This is a genomic window from Pseudomonas sp. AP19, assembly GCF_001728855.1.
Taxonomy (GTDB): domain Bacteria; phylum Pseudomonadota; class Gammaproteobacteria; order Pseudomonadales; family Pseudomonadaceae; genus Aquipseudomonas; species Aquipseudomonas fluorescens.
On the sequence record NZ_LXJP01000001.1, the window covers coordinates 235,035 to 251,142 of the forward strand.

Here is a 16,108-nt window from a genome sequence, read left to right on the forward strand (position 1 = left end):
TTCGGAAATCGATGGGAAGCGAAAAGAGTAGCGCTTGGACTGCCGACAGAGCAGTCAGTTCGCCACTAAGCTGATTAGAGTGAGTTTGACGTCCGCCGTCTATCCCGGCAACTGGAAAGGGGCTGCACCAACGGGCAGGAGCGCGTTAGGATGGCGCGAATTGCACGGGTACATCGAGGACAGACATGACGGACATTGCCAAGTCGACGCCGAACAAGATCGAGATTGTTCAGCATGACAATGCTTACCAGGGCTTCTACAAGCTTGATCGCATGCAGTTGCGCCACGAAAAATTCGATGGCGGCATGAGCCGGTTGATCAATCGTGAAGTCCTCGTTCGGCATGACGCGGTGTGCGTGTTGCCTTACGATCCGCAGCGCGATCAAGTGGTGCTGATCGAGCAGTTTCGTGTAGGCGCCATGGGCCGTACCGATAACCCATGGCTGGTGGAAATGGTCGCCGGCCTGATCGACAAGGATGAAGAGCCGGAGGAGGTTGCACACCGCGAAGCCGAGGAGGAAGCTGGGCTGACATTCTCCGCGCTGTGGCCGATCACCAAATATTTCCCGTCGCCCGGTGGCAGCACTGAATTCGTCCATTTGTACCTGGGCCGTTGCGACAGCGCCGGGGCGGGTGGCGTCCATGGACTGGAAGAAGAGGCAGAAGATATCCGCGTCACCACCTGGGCATTCGAAGATGCCCTGCAAGCGGTGCGTGACGGCAAAATTTCCAACGCAGCCAGCATTATCGCCCTGCAATGGCTTGCGCTTAATCGCGCGGAAGTGAGGGGGTTATGGCAGTAAAGGCACGGGAACGTTATCGAGTCGACCTGATCGGGCTGCAAGCCGCCTGCGAGGCCAACTATGCGCGGTTGATGCGCCTGCTTCCCGACATGCGCCACGCGCCCGAAGCGCGGCGCATTGCCGTTACCCATGGCGACCAGATGCTCGGCGTGCTGACCCTTGAGGTCATCGTCAACTGCCCGTACACCACCACCCTGCGCGTGCGCCAGGAACACAGCCTGCCGTGGCTGCCGGTGCCGCAGCTGGAAGTCCAGGTGTATCACGATGCGCGCATGGCCGAAGTGATCAGCGCCGAACATGCGCGGCGCTTTCGCAGCATCTATCCTTACCCGAATGTGTTCATGCACCAGCCCGATGAGAAAGCACAGCTCAATGTGTTCCTCGGTGAATGGTTGAGTCACTGCCTGGCCCTGGGCCATGAGTTCGAAGTCGTGCGGTAGATGTGAACTGCGTCTGCTTACTCCGCTTTCCTCTTTGTGTCCTGCCCCAGCATAATCGCGCCAAATGTCCATTTCCTGTGATTGCCTTGGGAGAGCGCCTTGCCAAGCGTATCCGCCTTGAACCCTGATGCGCCGCCGTTGCTGGTGCAGTTGTCCGATAGCCACCTGTTTGCCGAGGCCGAGGGCACGCTGCTCGGCATGAACACCTGCGAGAGCCTGCGGCGGGTGATCGAGTTGGTGCGCGAGCAGCAGCCGCAGATCGATTTGGTGCTGGCAACCGGGGATTTGTCCCAGGACGGCACGCTTGAGTCCTATCAACAATTTCGTGACCTGACCCGGCCGATTGCTGCGCCAGCGCGCTGGATTCCCGGCAACCACGACGAGCCGCAGGTCATGGCGCACGCCGCCGTGCACAGTGATCTGCTGGAGCCGGTGCTCGACATCGGCAACTGGCGCGTCACCCTGCTGGATTCGGCAGTTCCCGGTTCGGTGCCCGGCTACCTGCAAGACCAGCAACTGCAATTGCTGGCCCAGGCCTTGAGCGAGGCGCCGAGTCGGCACCATCTGGTGTGCTTTCACCATCATCCGGTGCCCATCGGCTGTGCCTGGATGGAGCCCATCGGCCTGCGCAACCCCGACGCTCTGTTTGCCGTACTCGACCGTTTTCCGCAGGTCAAGGCGGTGCTTTGGGGGCATGTGCACCAGGAAATCGACCGCGAGCGCAACGGCGTGCGCCTGCTGGCGTCGCCGTCCACCTGCATCCAGTTCACGCCGGGCAGTGAAGACTTCCAGGTCAGCGAACAGGCGCCGGGTTACCGCTGGCTGCGATTGCATGCCGACGGACGGTTGGAGACGGGCGTGGAGCGGGTAAAAGGGTTCGAATTTACCGTCGATTACGGCAGCAACGGCTATTAACGGCTGCAAACACTGAGCCAAATGTGGGTTCTTTGCTGGCTGGACAACAGGGTACTCACACACCCCCTCGATCCCTGTAAACTGCGCCTCTTTGGCTGAAGCACGGAGAGCCCGGCATGTCCGCTTCGATCTTGTATATCCACGGTTTCAACAGCGCGCCTGCGTCCAACAAGGCCAGCCAACTGAAGACGGTGATGGACAGCCTCGGCCTGGCCGACCAATTGCGCGTGCCGGCCCTGCATCACCACCCCCGCCAGGCGATTGCTCAGTTGGAGGAGGCCATTGCACAGCTGGGTCGGCCGCTGCTGGTCGGCAGCTCACTCGGCGGCTACTATGCAACCCATCTTGCCGAACGCCATGGCCTTAAGGCGCTGCTGGTCAACCCGGCGGTCAGCCCTCATCGGATGTTCGACGGTTACCTGGGCACCCAGAAGAACCTCTACACCGATGAAACCTGGGAATTGACCCACGATCACGTCACGGCACTGGCCGAGCTGGAAGTCCCGGCGCCCCAGGATGCCGCGCGTTATCAGGTGTGGTTGCAGACCGGCGATGAAACACTGGACTATCGCCTCGCCCAACAGTATTACCGAGCCTGTGCCTTGCGCATCCAGGCCGGTGGCGACCATGGTTACCAAGGGTTCGCCCAGCAATTGCCGGCAATGTTGAGCTTTGCCGGCATTGGCCCTGATCAGTATCAATCCTTCGATTTTTCTTCACTGTAAGAATCGCAGGTTACTTTTTAATCGAACGACTCACGACGAGACCCCATGGCCACTCCCAGCGCTAGCTCTTATAACGCCGACGCCATCGAAGTCCTCTCGGGCCTCGACCCGGTGCGCAAACGCCCCGGCATGTACACCGACACCAGTCGGCCGAACCACCTTGCCCAGGAAGTCATCGACAACAGCGTCGACGAAGCCTTGGCCGGGCACGCCAAGTCGGTACAAGTCATCCTCCATGCCGACCATTCCCTGGAAGTGTCTGACGATGGTCGCGGCATGCCGGTGGACATTCACCCGGAAGAGGGTGTGTCGGGCGTCGAGCTGATCCTCACCAAGCTGCACGCCGGCGGCAAGTTCTCCAACAAGAACTACCAGTTCTCCGGTGGCTTGCACGGTGTGGGTATTTCGGTGGTCAACGCCCTGTCCACGCTGGTGCGGGTCAAGGTCAAGCGCGACGGCAACGAGTACCAGATGACCTTCGCCGATGGCTACAAAGCCACCGACCTGGAAGTGATCGGCACCGTCGGCAAGCGCAACACCGGCACCAGCGTGTACTTCGCGCCGGACCCTAAATACTTCGATTCGCCAAAATTCTCGATCAGCCGCCTCAAGCACGTGCTCAAGGCCAAGGCTGTTCTGTGCCCGGGCCTGCTGGTCAGCTTTGAAGACAAAGGCACCGGCGAGAAGGTCGAGTGGCACTATGAAGACGGCCTGCGCTCCTACCTGGAAGACTCCGTCAGCGACTTCGAACGCCTGCCCAACGAGCCGTTCTGCGGCAGCCTGGCCGGTAATAAAGAAGCGGTCGACTGGGCGCTGCTGTGGTTGCCCGAAGGTGGCGACAGCGTGCAGGAAAGTTACGTCAACCTGATCCCCACCGCTCAGGGCGGCACCCACGTCAATGGTTTGCGCCAGGGCTTGCTGGATGCCATGCGCGAATTCTGTGAGTACCGCAGCCTGTTGCCGCGTGGCGTGAAGCTGGCGCCGGAAGACGTGTGGGAGCGCATCGCGTTCGTGCTGTCGATGAAGATGCAGGAGCCGCAATTCTCTGGCCAGACCAAGGAGCGACTGTCGTCCCGTGAGGCGGCGGCGTTTGTGTCCGGTGTGGTCAAGGACGCCTTCAGCCTGTGGCTCAACGAACACCCGGAACTGGGTCTGGCCCTGGCGGAACTGGCGATCAACAACGCCGGCCGTCGCCTCAAAGCCAGCAAAAAGGTCGAGCGCAAGCGCATTACGGCGGGCCCGGCACTGCCGGGCAAACTGGCCGATTGCGCCGGGCAAGACCCGATGCGTTCCGAGCTGTTCCTGGTGGAAGGCGACTCCGCCGGCGGTTCCGCCAAGCAAGCACGGGACAAAGAGTTTCAGGCGATCCTGCCGTTGCGCGGCAAGATCCTCAACACCTGGGAAGTCGACGGCAGCGAAGTCCTGGCCAGCCAGGAAGTGCACAACATTGCCGTGGCCATCGGTGTCGATCCGGGTGCGGCAGACATCAGCCAACTGCGCTACGGCAAGATCTGCATCCTCGCCGACGCCGACTCCGACGGCCTGCACATTGCCACATTGCTGTGCGCGCTGTTCGTCCAGCACTTCCGCCCACTGGTGGATGCCGGTCACGTCTACGTCGCGATGCCACCGCTGTACCGTATCGACATGGGTAAAGAGATTTTCTACGCCCTGGACGAAGCCGAGCGCGATGGCATCCTCGACCGTCTGGTCGCCGAGAAAAAGCGCGGCAAACCACAGGTCACACGATTCAAAGGCCTGGGTGAGATGAACCCGCCGCAGCTGCGCGAAACCACCATGGACCCGAACACTCGGCGCCTTGTGCAATTGACCCTGGAAGACTTCGCCGGCACATCGGAAATGATGGACATGTTGCTGGCCAAGAAGCGTGCACCGGATCGCAAAGCCTGGCTGGAGTCCAAAGGCAACCTGGCCGAGGTTCTGGGCTGATGCGCACAGGTTTCGCCCTGGCGATCCTGATTTTGAGCGGGTTGGCGGCCACCGAGGTGGTCGCCGCGCCCGCCGTTGAGCTTAAACTCGTGTCCGAACACCCGGTGGACGGCATGCGCGGCGGTAACCTGTCGGGCCTGGCCCTGTGTGGCAAAGCGCTGTGGACCGTTTCTGACCGTGATGACGACCAGATCTACCGCCTCGATATCAGCGCGCCGACCTGGAAGGCCGAAGCGCTGAAAATCGACGTGCCGCCGGTGCCGGAGTCCGGTTTACCGTGGGGGCTGCGCTCGCGCACCAAGGCTGCTTCGTTCATTCGCGGTGGTGACCTGGACTTTGAAGGCATCACCTGCGATGCCGCCGGTGACCGCTACATTGTCAGCGAAGCCCATGCGGCGGTGCTGCACGTGCCGGTGAGTGGTGCGCCGCAGTGGTTGAAAATTGCCCCGGGCATGGTGCGCGAAGCGCGGGCCAGCGGCATGCTGCTGCATTTCAATGCCTTGTTCGAAGGCCTGGCGATCAACCCGCAAGGCAATCAGATCTGGCTGGCCGCCGAGCGTGAGCGACGTGGCTTGATCTCGATCAAGCGTGGGCAAAGCGTGTGGGATTGTGAGGGGCCTTGTGTGTTGCTGAGTGAGGCCGGGCAGGAAGTGCAGCCGGCGCAGTTCGTCCACGCCAAGGCCGTGTCCAAGGATTTTGCCGACCTCGCGCTGTTCAACGGCAAGCTGTTTACCCTGGAGCGCAATGCGTTCCAGATTTGCCGGCGCGATGCGGTCACTGCAAAAGTCGAGTTGTGCTGGTCGTTTGCCGACGAGACCCTGACGCCGGAGCGGCGTTATGCCCAGCCTTATGGTCTGGCCGAAGCGCTGGTGATGGATGCCGACGGAGCCTGGCTGGGGATCGACAACAATTTCGGCCCTCGCGCCGATGGTGAAAAACGCCCGATCGTCTACCGTTTTGCCGCGCCGGCCGGTGGCTGGGGTGCTCAGCCATGAGTGCACAACCGCCCGGCAAGCGCGCCGGACGTGTGTTGATGTTCGTGGCGTGGGGCGCGGGGCTGTTTTTGGCCACACGGTTTTTTGGGCAATGGGAAGCGCGTCAGGAAAACCCCAATGCCGTAGTGACCTCGGAGCAGCACGAGGGTTACATCGAAGTGAAATTGCTGGGCAACGGCCAAGGCCATTTTGTTGCCAGCGGCCAGATCAACGGTCAACCGGTGGAGTTTATGCTCGACACCGGGGCGACCGACGTGGCGGTTCCAGCCGAATTGGGCGACCGTCTCGGGCTCAAACGTGGCATGCCGGTGACCTTGAGCACCGCCAATGGGCGGAGTCAGGGCTACCGCACCCACCTCGACCGCCTGAAACTGGGCGATATCGTCCTTCAGGACGTGCGTGCGCTGGTTGCGCCGGGCTTGGGCGGGGAACAGGTGCTGTTAGGCATGAGTGCATTGAAACAACTTGAATTTACCCAGCGCAGCGGCACATTGCTGCTGCGCCAGACCAAACAATGATGAGGCCCGCATGAGTGACATCCTCGCAGACAGCTTAGATGGCGTAGAACGCCGATCGCTGGCTGACTTCACCGAAAATGCCTACCTCAACTACTCCATGTACGTGATCATGGACCGTGCCTTGCCGCATATCGGCGACGGCCTGAAGCCGGTACAACGGCGCATCATCTACGCCATGAGTGAGTTGGGCCTGGACGCTGATTCCAAGCACAAGAAGTCGGCGCGTACCGTCGGTGACGTGCTCGGTAAGTTCCACCCCCACGGCGACTCCGCGTGCTATGAAGCCATGGTGCTGATGGCCCAGCCGTTCAGCTACCGCTACACCTTGGTGGACGGGCAGGGTAACTGGGGTGCGCCGGATGATCCCAAGTCCTTCGCGGCCATGCGTTATACCGAGGCGCGCCTGTCGCGTTATTCGGAAGTGTTGCTCAGCGAGTTGGGGCAGGGCACTGCGAACTGGGGGCCGAACTTTGACGGCACCCTCGACGAACCCCTGGTGTTGCCGGCACGTTTGCCGAATATCCTGCTCAATGGCACCACCGGCATCGCGGTCGGCATGGCCACTGACGTGCCGCCGCACAACCTGCGTGAAGTGGCCACCGCCTGCGTGCGCCTGCTTGACGAGCCAAAAGCCACGGTCGAGCAGCTCTGCGAGCATATCCAGGGCCCGGATTACCCGACCGAAGCGGAAATCATCACGCCGCGCGCCGACCTGCTGAAGATGTACGAGACCGGCAAGGGCTCGGTGCGCATGCGCGCGGTTTATCACATCGAAGATGGCGACATTATCGTCACCGCGCTGCCGCATCAGGTGTCCGGTGCCAAGGTGCTGGAGCAGATCGCTGCGCTGATGCAGGCCAAACCGTCGAAATTGCCGCAGGTTGCGGACCTGCGTGACGAGTCTGACCACGAAAACCCATGCCGCATCGTGATCATCCCGACCAATAGTCGCGTCGACCACGAAGTGCTGATGCAGCATCTGTTTGCCAGCACCGACCTGGAGTCCAGCTACCGGGTCAACGTCAACATCATCGGCCTGGACGGCAAGCCGCAGCTGAAAAACCTGCGCAACCTGCTGGTGGAGTGGCTGGAGTTCCGCGTGCAGACCGTGCGTCGGCGCCTGCAATTCCGTCTCGACAAGGTTGAGCGTCGCTTGCACCTGTTGGACGGTTTGCTGATTGCCTACCTCAACCTGGACGAAGTGATCCACATCATCCGTACCGCCGAGCACCCGAAAGCCGAGCTGATCGCGCGTTTCGAGCTGAGCGAGATCCAGGCTGACTACATCCTCGACACCCGCTTGCGTCAGTTGGCGCGACTGGAAGAAATGAAGCTGCGTGATGAGCAAGATGCGCTGCTCAAAGAGCAAGCCAAGCTGCAAGCCCTGTTGGGCAGCGAAGCCAAGCTCAAGAAGCTGGTGCGCAGCGAGCTGATCAAAGACGCCGAAACCTATGGCGATGATCGCCGCTCGCCCATCGTCGAGCGTGCTGAAGCCAAAGCGCTGACAGAAACCGAGCTGCTACCTAACGAGAAAATTACCGTCGTTCTGTCGGAAAAGGGCTGGGTCCGTTCCGCCAAGGGGCATGATATTGACGCCACCGGCCTTTCCTACAAGGCGGGTGATGGTTTCAAGACCGCTGCGGCCGGTCGTTCCAACCAGTTTGCGGTGTTTATCGACTCTACCGGGCGCAGTTATTCGGTGCCGGCGCACACCTTGCCCTCGGCACGCGGGCAGGGCGAGCCATTGACCGGGCGTCTCACACCGCCGCCGGGGGCGAATTTCGAGTGCGTGCTGCTGCCGGACGATGATTCGCTGTATGTGATCGCTTCCGACGCGGGTTACGGGTTTGTGGTCAAGGGCGAAGACCTGCAGGCCAAGAACAAGGCAGGCAAGGCATTGTTGAGCTTGCCCAACAACGCCAAGGTGATCCTGCCGCGCACCGTGGACGACCGCGAGAGCAACTGGCTGGCGTCGGTGACCACTGAAGGGCGTTTGCTGGTGTTCAAGATCAGCGACTTGCCGCAGTTGGGCAAAGGCAAGGGCAACAAGATTATCGGGATTCCTGGGGAGCGTGTGGCCAGTCGCGAAGAGTACGTGACCGACATCGCCGTGATCCCGGAAGGTTCAACCCTGGTGCTCCAGGCCGGCAAGCGCACGCTGTCGTTGCGCCCTGACGACCTTGAACACTACAAGGGAGAGCGTGGCCGACGCGGCAACAAACTGCCGCGGGGTTTCCAGCGAGTGGATGCTTTGCTCGTGGAAACGCCTGTTTAACGCCGATTAGAGCCCTCGATCTACGATTTAACGCGTAGATCGACGCTTTGGCGCTGGAGTCAGGGCGCATATTCACGGATGATATGGCCTTTCCAGCGCCGGCGTGGCCGAGCGTGTTTAGGTTATTTTTAGTATTACATTGTGGTTCGCCTTGTGGCAGCCACCTGGATGGGATGATGACTGCTCCACGCCTTCCTTTAATTTTGATGCTCGCTGGCCTTTTGGGGCTGGCGGGTTGCAGCACACACCAGCCTGTGTCGCTGTACCAGCTGGACAGCGGAAGTCCGGCTCAGCCCGCTCAAACAGCGGGTATGGCCGTATTGCTTGGCCCGGTAGTCGTTGCCGATTACCTGCAACGTGAAACCCTGCTGCAACGTCAGAACGACGGCAGCCTGCAAGGTTCCACAGATGGCCGTTGGGCGGGCAGTTTGTCGTCCGATATCAACCAACTGTTGCTGCGCCAGGTTGCAGGCCAGTTGGACAGCCAGCGTGTGGTGCTTGCACCTGCGCCAGCCGGCTTCACTCCGGATGTACAGGTGTTGCTGACGATTACCCGGCTCGACTCCGGTGCTTCGCAGCCGGCGATCCTGGATGCGCAGTGGCGTCTGATCGACCGTCGTGGGCAAGTGCGCGATAACCGCATCGTGCATCTGCAGGAAGAACACACCGGCACCACCGCGTCCCAGGTCCAGGCCCAGGGCGTGCTGTTGCAGCATTTGGCGCAGCAGTTGTCGGTGGCGCTCAAGCCATTGGCCAACCAGCCGCCGATTGCCGAGGCGCCGCGTAAGCAGGCCCCGGCCCAGGCCAAGCCGGCAGTGCCGCAAAGGCCGAAGATGCCGATGGCAACGCCGATTCGTACGGATATGGAAGTGTTCAGGTTCTGACCTGAAACCGACCCACAAAAAAGGCCCGCTGACTCAGCGGGCCTTTTTGTTTGTCTGCGATTCGAAGCTTGGCACAGACCAAATGTGGGAGGGGGCTTGCTCCCGAAAGCGGTGAGTCAGCCAATGCATGTGCTGACTGACACCCTGCTATCGGGAGCAAGCCCCCTCCCACATTGATCCATCGGTGTTGGTTAGGGCTTGGCACGGGTCTCGTGCATCCGCGCCAACTGGCGCTCAAGCATCGACGGGTACGGCTCCATCAACCGCTCCACGCAGCTTGCGCCTTCAGGGCTGGCAATCGGGCGGATACGGGCGCGTTGGCGGATCAGGGCATCTTCGCTGATCTTGCGCTCCACCAGCAGCAGGTTGCGGCTGTGTTGAGACAAGGCCAGTGCATCCTGGGCAATTTCGGTCAGCAGCAGGTCGATCTGGCTCATGCCGAATAGATCGTCACCCACCGTCAGGCCCAGTTGCAGTTGCAACGTAATGCCACTGTCAGCCACTTCAATCTGCAGGGCATGGCCCAGGGCGCGCAGCAGTTCGCCGCAGCAGATGGCGTTGGTCAGGTAGTCTTCGCCGCTGTCTTCGCTGTGGAACAGCATCAGCGTGCTGCCATCGTTCAGGGTGTGCAGTTCACTCTGATAGAGCGAGGCGGCCTGGTCGAGGCAGTCGCGGTAGCGTTCCAGCAATTCTGTCAGGCGGGCGCGGGGCAGGCGGCGCAGTTGGTCCTGGGCGCCCAATTGCACAGCCAATACGGCGCTGTGCTGCGGCTCAGTGTTTTTCACCGGCTCAGGCTTGGGGACGACAACGGGCGCGGCGGCCGAGGTGTCGCGCAGGTCGGAGAACGGGTCTTCATCATCCAGTTCATCTTCCTCGGCCTTGATCACCTGGCGTGTGGCAGGCTTGAGGCCGGCCACCGGTGCACTTTCGTCAAAGCCTGGGTCGCGCAGGTCGCGCACTTCAAACTCGGGCTCGTCGTCGTAATCGGTGTCGTCGTATTCCGGCTCGGGTTCAGCCTTTGGCACGATCACAGGTTCCGGGGCGAAGCTGGCGTGCAGCTGGCGGGCGAGGTCGCCGATCTCATCCTGGCGGTCGGTGGCCGGGGTATGTTCGTCGATGTCGCGCAGCCAAATGCGCAGTTGCATCAATGGCGTGGAAATGTGCCGGCCCAGGCGCAAGCTCAAGGCCAGGGCCAATGCCAGCAGGATCGCGCTGAGAATGCCCATGCTTTGCAGGCTGATGGTCATCGGCTGCTGGAATTGCTGCATGTCGAGGCTGATACGCAGTTGGCCCGCTTTCACGTCCTGAAACGTGATATTGCTCTGGTACAGGCCTTCGGCTTCACCTAGCAGGCCGTTTTTCGGGCGCTGCCCGGCTTCGGCCATGATCCGGTTGTCCACGCTATAGATGGCGGCGTGGGCCACCAGCGGGTTCTTGGTCAGGTTATTGAGCAGCACGTTGAGGCTGAGGATGTCGTTGGACACCAACAGCTCAGTCGCCGAAGTGGCGGTCTGGGTAGTCAAGCTTTCGCCCAGGGCGTCGGCTTGCTCGTGCATGGCCTGCTTGAACTGCAAACCCATCACGCAGGCGTAGATCACCAAGGCCAGAGCGACCAGGATCACGTTATGGCTGGCGATGCGTAATGCGATCGGTACACGGCGGTGGCGCAGTGCCCGGAAGATCAGCAGGAAGAAGTTATCGGTTTTTACTGGCGTGGGCCGGTTCACTTGCGCTCGGCTCTTGGTCCGTGAAGTTGACGCGCAGTATAGCGACAGGCCTAGAACCGGCAAAGCGCTGGCTGTGCCCGATGGTCACTGAAAGTGGGTAGAATGCGGTTTTTTTCCAGCCTGGGGGTGCGCTTTGCGCGAAATTGTCCTGATAAACATCACAGGTCTTGACCGACCGGGTCTCACTGCAGCCATTACCGGTGTCCTGGCCCAGGGTGGTGTGAGCATTCTCGACATCGGCCAGGCGGTGATCCACGACACGCTTTCGTTCGGGATCCTCGTGGAAATCCCGAGCACTGAGCAGGCGTCTTCTGTGCTCAAAGACATCCTGTTTACGGCGTATAAGCTGGATCAACAGGTGCGTTTCACCCCGGTCTCCGAGGCGGATTACCAACACTGGGTCGACGGCCAGGGCAAAAAGCGCCACATCGTGACCTTGCTGACTCGCAAGGTGACCGCCGAGCAATTGCAGCGGGTCAGCTCAATCACCGCGCAGTACGGCCTGAATATCGACCATATCGACCGTTTGTCGGGTCGCATGCCATTGGACACGCCCGCCGACAAGGGCAAGGGCTGCATCGAGTTCTCCGTGCGCGGCGAGCCGGCTGACCCCCAAGCCCTGCGCGCCGAGTTCCTGAGCGTAGCCCAGGAGCTGAATGTCGATATCGCCTTCCAGGAAGATTCGCTGTTCCGTCGTAACCGCCGCCTGGCGGTGTTCGACATGGACTCGACCCTGATCGAAGCCGAAGTCATCGACGAGTTGGCCAAGGCCGCTGGCGTGGGTGAGCAGGTGTCCGCCATCACCGAGCGCGCGATGGCCGGCGAGTTGGACTTTCGCGCGAGCTTCAAGGAGCGCCTGGCACTGCTCAAGGGCCTGGATGTCAGCGTGCTGGATTCCATCGGGGCTTCGTTGCGCCTGACCGAAGGCGCCGAAACCCTGTTCGCCGAACTCAAGCGCCTGGGCTACAAAACCGCAATCCTGTCGGGCGGGTTTACCTATTTTGCCAAGCAGCTGCAGGCCAAGCTGGGCATCGACTATGTGTTCGCCAACGAGCTGGAAGTGGTGGATGGCAAGGTGACCGGCGTGGCCGTCGAGCCGATTGTCGACGCACAGCGTAAGGCGGATCTGCTGAAGGAACTGGCCCACAAGGAAGGTTTGCGTCTGGAACAGACCATTGCGGTCGGTGACGGCGCCAATGACTTGCCGATGCTGGCAATTGCCGGCTTGGGTGTGGCGTTTCGCGCCAAACCGCTGGTCAAGCAATCGGCCAAGCAGGCGATTTCGACCTTGGGGCTGGACGGCGTGCTGTACCTGCTGGGCTTGCGTGACCGCGACGGTCAGCTGTAAGCCGACATCACTGAAGCACCCTGGTCAAAGTGGGAGCGGGCTTGCTCGCGAATGCGGTAGATCAGTCGGTATCTCTATTGACTGTCACACCGCATTCGCGAGCAAGCCCGCTCCCACATTTTGATCTTCAATCGGCTTTGAATCAGGCCTTGGGCAGTGCGATGCCCTGGCCCATCTGCACAGGCGTACCCGCTGCCAATTCTTCTGCCCATTTCACTTGATCCGGCCCGAACAGCACGATCGCGGTCGAACCCAGCTTGAAGCGACCCAGTTCCGCACCTTTTTCCAAATGGATCGGCGCGCGGGCGGCTTCGTCGTAGCGGAAGGTTTTCAGCTCGCGCTTGGGCGGCGTAACCAAACCGGCCCATACGGTTTCAATCGACGCCACGATCATTGCACCGACCAACACCACTGCCATCGGCCCGCGTTCGGTGTCGAACAGGCAGACAACACGCTCGTTACGTGCAAACAGCTCAGGCACGTTTTCGGCAGTGGTCTGGTTCACCGAGAAAATCCGCCCAGGCACGTAGACCATCTCGCGCAGGGTGCCGGCCAGCGGCATGTGCACGCGGTGGTAGTCCTTCGGCGACAGGTAGATGGTGGCGAAATCACCGCCCATGAAGGGCGCAGCCAGTGCCGCGTCGCCGCCGAGCAGTTCCAGCACACTGAAGCTGTGGCCCTTGGCCTGGAATACGCGGCCGTGTTCAATCGGGCCAAGCTGGCTGACAGCGCCGTCGGCCGGGCTCAGTACTGCGCCTGGGGTTTGATCCAGCGGGCGTGCGCCGTCTTTCAATGCACGGGTGAAGAACGCGTTGAAATGCTCGTAGGCGGTCAGGTCTTCGACCAGCGCCTGGGACATGTCCACTTGATAGCGCTTGGCGAACCAGCTGGTGAAGGCGTTCTTGAACCAGCGCACACGGCACTCGGCAATGCAGCCGGCCAGGCGCGACAGCAAGTGGTGCGGCAGCAAATATTGGCTGAGGATAAACAACTGCTTTTTCATTAAGTGTCCTTAAACCTTAAATCTCAACGGGGGTGTCGGGGTGGTTGCCCCATTCGCCCCAGGAACCGGCATAACCTTTGACTCGCGGATAACCGAGCGCCTTGGCCACCAGGTAGGTGAAGCCAGAGCGGTGGTGAGTCTGGCAGTGGGTGATGATTTCTTTGTCTTTGGTCAGCCCGAGGTCTTCGAGGATTTGCGGCATGTCGCGACGGATGCGCAGGTTGCGCGCCTTGTCCATGCCGGCGGTCCATTCGAAGTTCACCGCGCCGGGGATGTGGCCCCCTTTGGCGGCGAGGACCTTTTCACCGGAATATTCCAGCGGGCCGCGTGCGTCCCAGATACCCAGGTCGGCCGCGCCGAGGCGGCTTTGCAGGTATTCGCGGGTGGCCGTGGGGCCGTCGTGCAAGGTCAGGCTGACCGGGCCGCCGACAGGCGCCGGCACCTCGGTGGAGAGTGGGTGCTGGCCTTCCAGCCACGCCAGCAGGCCGCCGTCCAGGTAGTGGTATTTCTGGTGGCCGATCACGTCGAGCAGCCAGATAAAACGCCCGGCCCAGCCGCCGCCTTCGTCGTCGTAGACCACATAGGTGGCATCCGGGGTGTGCCCCAGTTCGCCGAACAGTTTTTCCAGCTCGGCCTTGTTCGGCAACAAACCTGGCGCGGGCGGTTGGCCCAGTTGGGTGCGTTTGGGGTCAACGAAATGCGCGTCGGGGATATGCCCTTCGGCGTAGCGGGCGGCACTGGTGAGGTCCACCACAATCAGGTGTTCGGCATCCAGTTGAGCGAGCAGGTCGCTGGATTCGATCACCAGCGGCAAGCCAGAGAAGTCAGGCATGTGAGGTCTCCTGGGCACAAATGTTGGCGATAAAAGACGGCGATTGTAGCGCAAGCATCAGGCGCTGCGGTTGGTAAAGCTGTGCAGCGCTTTCTCGATGCATTGAGCGGTTTTGCCGAACGCCTGCACGGTGGTTTCCGAGAAGGGACCGCCGCCCTGGTCGGCGACCATCAGCATCACCACGCGACCGTTACAGCTCAGGGAGCGTAACAGCAGGTGTTCGCCGGTAAACAAACGACGCAGGACCGGCGGTAACAACGCGGAAAATTGCGCGTGGTTGTCCGGCGTGAGGCGCACCTGGGCGGACTTTTCCAGCAAGCGCTGCAGCAGCGTGCTGTTGACCACATCCAGGCTCAGGTTCGCGGCGTCCCTGGGCAAACCGTCGGCTTGATGCACGCGCAAGGTGCTCAGGGCGCGGTCGGCCATAAACAGCAGTACCCGTTGCATACCGCTGGCGACCAGGGCTTCTTTGGCGCACGTGGTCAGGTGCATGGCGTTGGCAAAGCGGCTCGGCTCGACCAGCAATTCGGTGCAGCGCTTGCGCCACACGGCCAAGGCTTCAGCGGTGGGAGGCGCTGCAGGCAACAAGCCGCGATGGATTTTCTGCACATGCCACGGCCAGATCAGTGACAACGCCGGGTGCCAAAGATCGGGCATCAGGGTGGTGCGGGCGCTGGTCACCGCTTGCTGGTGAACCTGCTGCTGCACCTCACTCAACGGCTCCTGCAAGTACAGCGCGGTGAGGTATTGCCAGCGCTCGGTGTGCGGGCAGGTCCACGATTCCTGGGCGGACATCGCCAGGCCGTTGGCCAGTAGCACGGTGTTGGCCGGCTGGTTGAGCCAGCGCCGCAGGTTGGGGTCGGCATCCAGTAATTGCTGGTGGCGCAGCGCGTCATCTTCACGGGCGATGTGCAGCGCCTTGACCAGCAAGCGCTGCTCGCTAAGCAGCAGGTTATAGCCCTGGGATACCCAGATCGGCAGGTGCCAGGCTTCGGTCAAGCCGAGGCACAAGTCCAGCAGGCGTACACCAAACAGTTCTTTCTCGACCTGGCGTGCCGACTGGCCTTTATGAATAACGCGCAGTTCCCATTCTTCCAGGAGCTTGGGGTACGCGACAGCCATCGGCCACAGCGGCGACAAAAACAGCAAGCTGCCCCAGTGAATGTCTTGCCACAACCGCGCGAGGCGGCTGGCGAACAAGCCGTTGGCCTGCTGGGAAGCGTGCTGGCTCACCAGCAGCAGTTGCCGAAGGGCTACGGGGATGTCTTTTTCCGGCAAAGAGGGCAGGCGCGCCAACAGTTCCTCGGCGCGTTTCAGGCCCAGGCGGTTAAGCGCGACTTCAAGGTTTTCCGCCGGCCCCGACAGGCTGCCGTGGGCCTGGCTATTGGCCTCGCGCATTACGCTGAGCACCAGCGCCGGGCTGTGTTGCATCAGCTCGGCAATATCTCGCAACGAGCTGCGGCTATCGCGAATGGCTTTGCACACGCGCTCGTGGCTGGCCTGGGGGACGGGCAGCAGCACCTCGTCCAGGCGCTTGATCCAAGCAACGAGTGTGGTGGGTTTTGTACTTGGGACTGTCGTTTCATTAGCCATGATTGGGGCGCGATCATCACTTGCGTTCTACACGCCCGGAACGGGCCGAATTGGCTTTTCGCCTTAACGGGCTATAGTCTGGCGCAGTTTTGCCGATAAG

At 61.3% G+C, this 16,108-nt stretch carries 14 protein-coding genes; 10 read left to right on the forward strand and 4 right to left on the reverse strand.

Features of this window, described 5'->3' with window-relative positions:
- The first annotated feature begins 185 nt into the window (after positions 1–185).
- The 9 genes from A7D21_RS01010 to A7D21_RS01050 all read left to right on the forward strand — a co-directional run bounded on the left by A7D21_RS01010 (position 186) and on the right by A7D21_RS01050 (position 9,505).
- Positions 186–803 carry an NUDIX domain-containing protein gene (locus tag A7D21_RS01010; protein WP_053254028.1) on the forward strand — a complete coding sequence of 206 codons (618 nt, stop codon included), beginning with the start codon at positions 186–188 and terminating at the stop codon, positions 801–803.
- The gene (locus tag A7D21_RS01015) at positions 794–1,243 is read left to right on the forward strand and encodes a DUF1249 domain-containing protein (protein ID WP_017138485.1); all 450 of its coding nucleotides are present in this window, start codon (positions 794–796) and stop codon (positions 1,241–1,243) included. Before A7D21_RS01010 ends, A7D21_RS01015 begins: the two co-directional genes overlap by 10 nt.
- Before the next feature lie 99 nt (positions 1,244–1,342).
- A complete protein-coding gene (gene cpdA, locus A7D21_RS01020; protein ID WP_069550884.1) occupies positions 1,343–2,158 on the forward strand; it encodes a 3',5'-cyclic-AMP phosphodiesterase in 816 nt (271 codons plus the stop codon).
- A 116-nt stretch (positions 2,159–2,274) separates the two neighbouring features.
- Complete coding sequence (locus A7D21_RS01025) at positions 2,275–2,883, forward strand: YqiA/YcfP family alpha/beta fold hydrolase (RefSeq protein ID WP_053254030.1); 609 nt, start codon at positions 2,275–2,277, stop codon at positions 2,881–2,883.
- A gap of 45 nt (positions 2,884–2,928) precedes the next feature.
- On the forward strand, positions 2,929–4,833 hold the full coding sequence (parE, locus tag A7D21_RS01030) for a DNA topoisomerase IV subunit B (RefSeq protein WP_053254031.1): 1,905 nt from the start codon (positions 2,929–2,931) through the stop codon (positions 4,831–4,833).
- Positions 4,833–5,828 carry an esterase-like activity of phytase family protein gene (locus A7D21_RS01035; protein WP_069550885.1) on the forward strand — a complete coding sequence of 332 codons (996 nt, stop codon included), beginning with the start codon at positions 4,833–4,835 and terminating at the stop codon, positions 5,826–5,828. Before parE ends, A7D21_RS01035 begins: the two co-directional genes overlap by 1 nt.
- The gene (locus A7D21_RS01040; RefSeq protein WP_069550886.1) at positions 5,825–6,346 is read left to right on the forward strand and encodes a TIGR02281 family clan AA aspartic protease; all 522 of its coding nucleotides are present in this window, start codon (positions 5,825–5,827) and stop codon (positions 6,344–6,346) included. Before A7D21_RS01035 ends, A7D21_RS01040 begins: the two co-directional genes overlap by 4 nt.
- Positions 6,347–6,356: 10 nt before the next feature.
- Positions 6,357–8,621, forward strand: coding sequence for a DNA topoisomerase IV subunit A (gene parC / locus A7D21_RS01045; RefSeq protein ID WP_053254034.1), 2,265 nt, complete (start codon positions 6,357–6,359; stop codon positions 8,619–8,621).
- Between the two features lie 176 nt (positions 8,622–8,797).
- A complete protein-coding gene (locus A7D21_RS01050) occupies positions 8,798–9,505 on the forward strand; it encodes a membrane integrity-associated transporter subunit PqiC (protein ID WP_073638736.1) in 708 nt (235 codons plus the stop codon).
- 191 nt (positions 9,506–9,696) lie between these two features.
- Here the strand turns inward: A7D21_RS01050 and A7D21_RS01055 are convergent, their stop codons facing one another.
- On the reverse strand, positions 9,697–11,232 hold the full coding sequence (locus tag A7D21_RS01055) for an AhpA/YtjB family protein (protein WP_069550888.1): 1,536 nt from the start codon (positions 11,230–11,232) through the stop codon (positions 9,697–9,699).
- 133 nt (positions 11,233–11,365) lie between these two features.
- Here A7D21_RS01055 and serB point away from each other — a divergent pair, with 133 nt between their 5' ends.
- Entirely contained in the window at positions 11,366–12,580 is a 1,215-nt protein-coding gene (gene serB / locus A7D21_RS01060; protein ID WP_069550889.1) for a phosphoserine phosphatase SerB, read from the forward strand.
- A gap of 142 nt (positions 12,581–12,722) precedes the next feature.
- On the opposite strand, the gene asd is transcribed toward serB, so the two are convergent.
- Genes asd through A7D21_RS01075 form a run of 3 tightly spaced genes read right to left on the reverse strand, consistent with a single transcriptional unit; the run spans position 12,723 to position 16,008 of the window.
- Positions 12,723–13,583 (reverse strand): archaetidylserine decarboxylase, encoded by an 861-nt coding sequence (gene asd / locus A7D21_RS01065; protein ID WP_053254038.1) that lies wholly within the window; start codon positions 13,581–13,583, stop codon positions 12,723–12,725.
- A 16-nt stretch (positions 13,584–13,599) separates the two neighbouring features.
- Positions 13,600–14,415, reverse strand: a complete 816-nt coding sequence (locus A7D21_RS01070) for a rhodanese-like domain-containing protein (protein WP_069550890.1) — start codon at positions 14,413–14,415, stop codon at positions 13,600–13,602.
- A gap of 57 nt (positions 14,416–14,472) precedes the next feature.
- The gene (locus A7D21_RS01075; RefSeq protein WP_053254040.1) at positions 14,473–16,008 is read right to left on the reverse strand and encodes an HDOD domain-containing protein; all 1,536 of its coding nucleotides are present in this window, start codon (positions 16,006–16,008) and stop codon (positions 14,473–14,475) included.
- Between the last annotated feature and the right edge of the window lie 100 nt (positions 16,009–16,108).

What these genes read in the sequence shown, in the direction of transcription:
- A7D21_RS01010 (WP_053254028.1), top strand. Translation starts at nt 186, where the DNA reads ATGACGGACATTGCCAAGTCGACGCCGAACAAGATCGAGATTGTTCAG.
- A7D21_RS01015 (WP_017138485.1), top strand. Translation starts at nt 794, where the DNA reads ATGGCAGTAAAGGCACGGGAACGTTATCGAGTCGACCTGATCGGGCTG.
- A7D21_RS01025 (WP_053254030.1), top strand. Translation starts at nt 2,275, where the DNA reads ATGTCCGCTTCGATCTTGTATATCCACGGTTTCAACAGCGCGCCTGCG.
- parE (WP_053254031.1), top strand. Translation starts at nt 2,929, where the DNA reads ATGGCCACTCCCAGCGCTAGCTCTTATAACGCCGACGCCATCGAAGTC.
- A7D21_RS01035 (WP_069550885.1), top strand. Translation starts at nt 4,833, where the DNA reads ATGCGCACAGGTTTCGCCCTGGCGATCCTGATTTTGAGCGGGTTGGCG.
- A7D21_RS01040 (WP_069550886.1), top strand. Translation starts at nt 5,825, where the DNA reads ATGAGTGCACAACCGCCCGGCAAGCGCGCCGGACGTGTGTTGATGTTC.
- parC (WP_053254034.1), top strand. Translation starts at nt 6,357, where the DNA reads ATGAGTGACATCCTCGCAGACAGCTTAGATGGCGTAGAACGCCGATCG.
- A7D21_RS01050 (WP_073638736.1), top strand. Translation starts at nt 8,798, where the DNA reads ATGACTGCTCCACGCCTTCCTTTAATTTTGATGCTCGCTGGCCTTTTG.
- asd (WP_053254038.1), bottom strand. Translation starts at nt 13,583, where the DNA reads ATGAAAAAGCAGTTGTTTATCCTCAGCCAATATTTGCTGCCGCACCAC.
- A7D21_RS01070 (WP_069550890.1), bottom strand. Translation starts at nt 14,415, where the DNA reads ATGCCTGACTTCTCTGGCTTGCCGCTGGTGATCGAATCCAGCGACCTG.
- A7D21_RS01075 (WP_053254040.1), bottom strand. Translation starts at nt 16,008, where the DNA reads ATGGCTAATGAAACGACAGTCCCAAGTACAAAACCCACCACACTCGTT.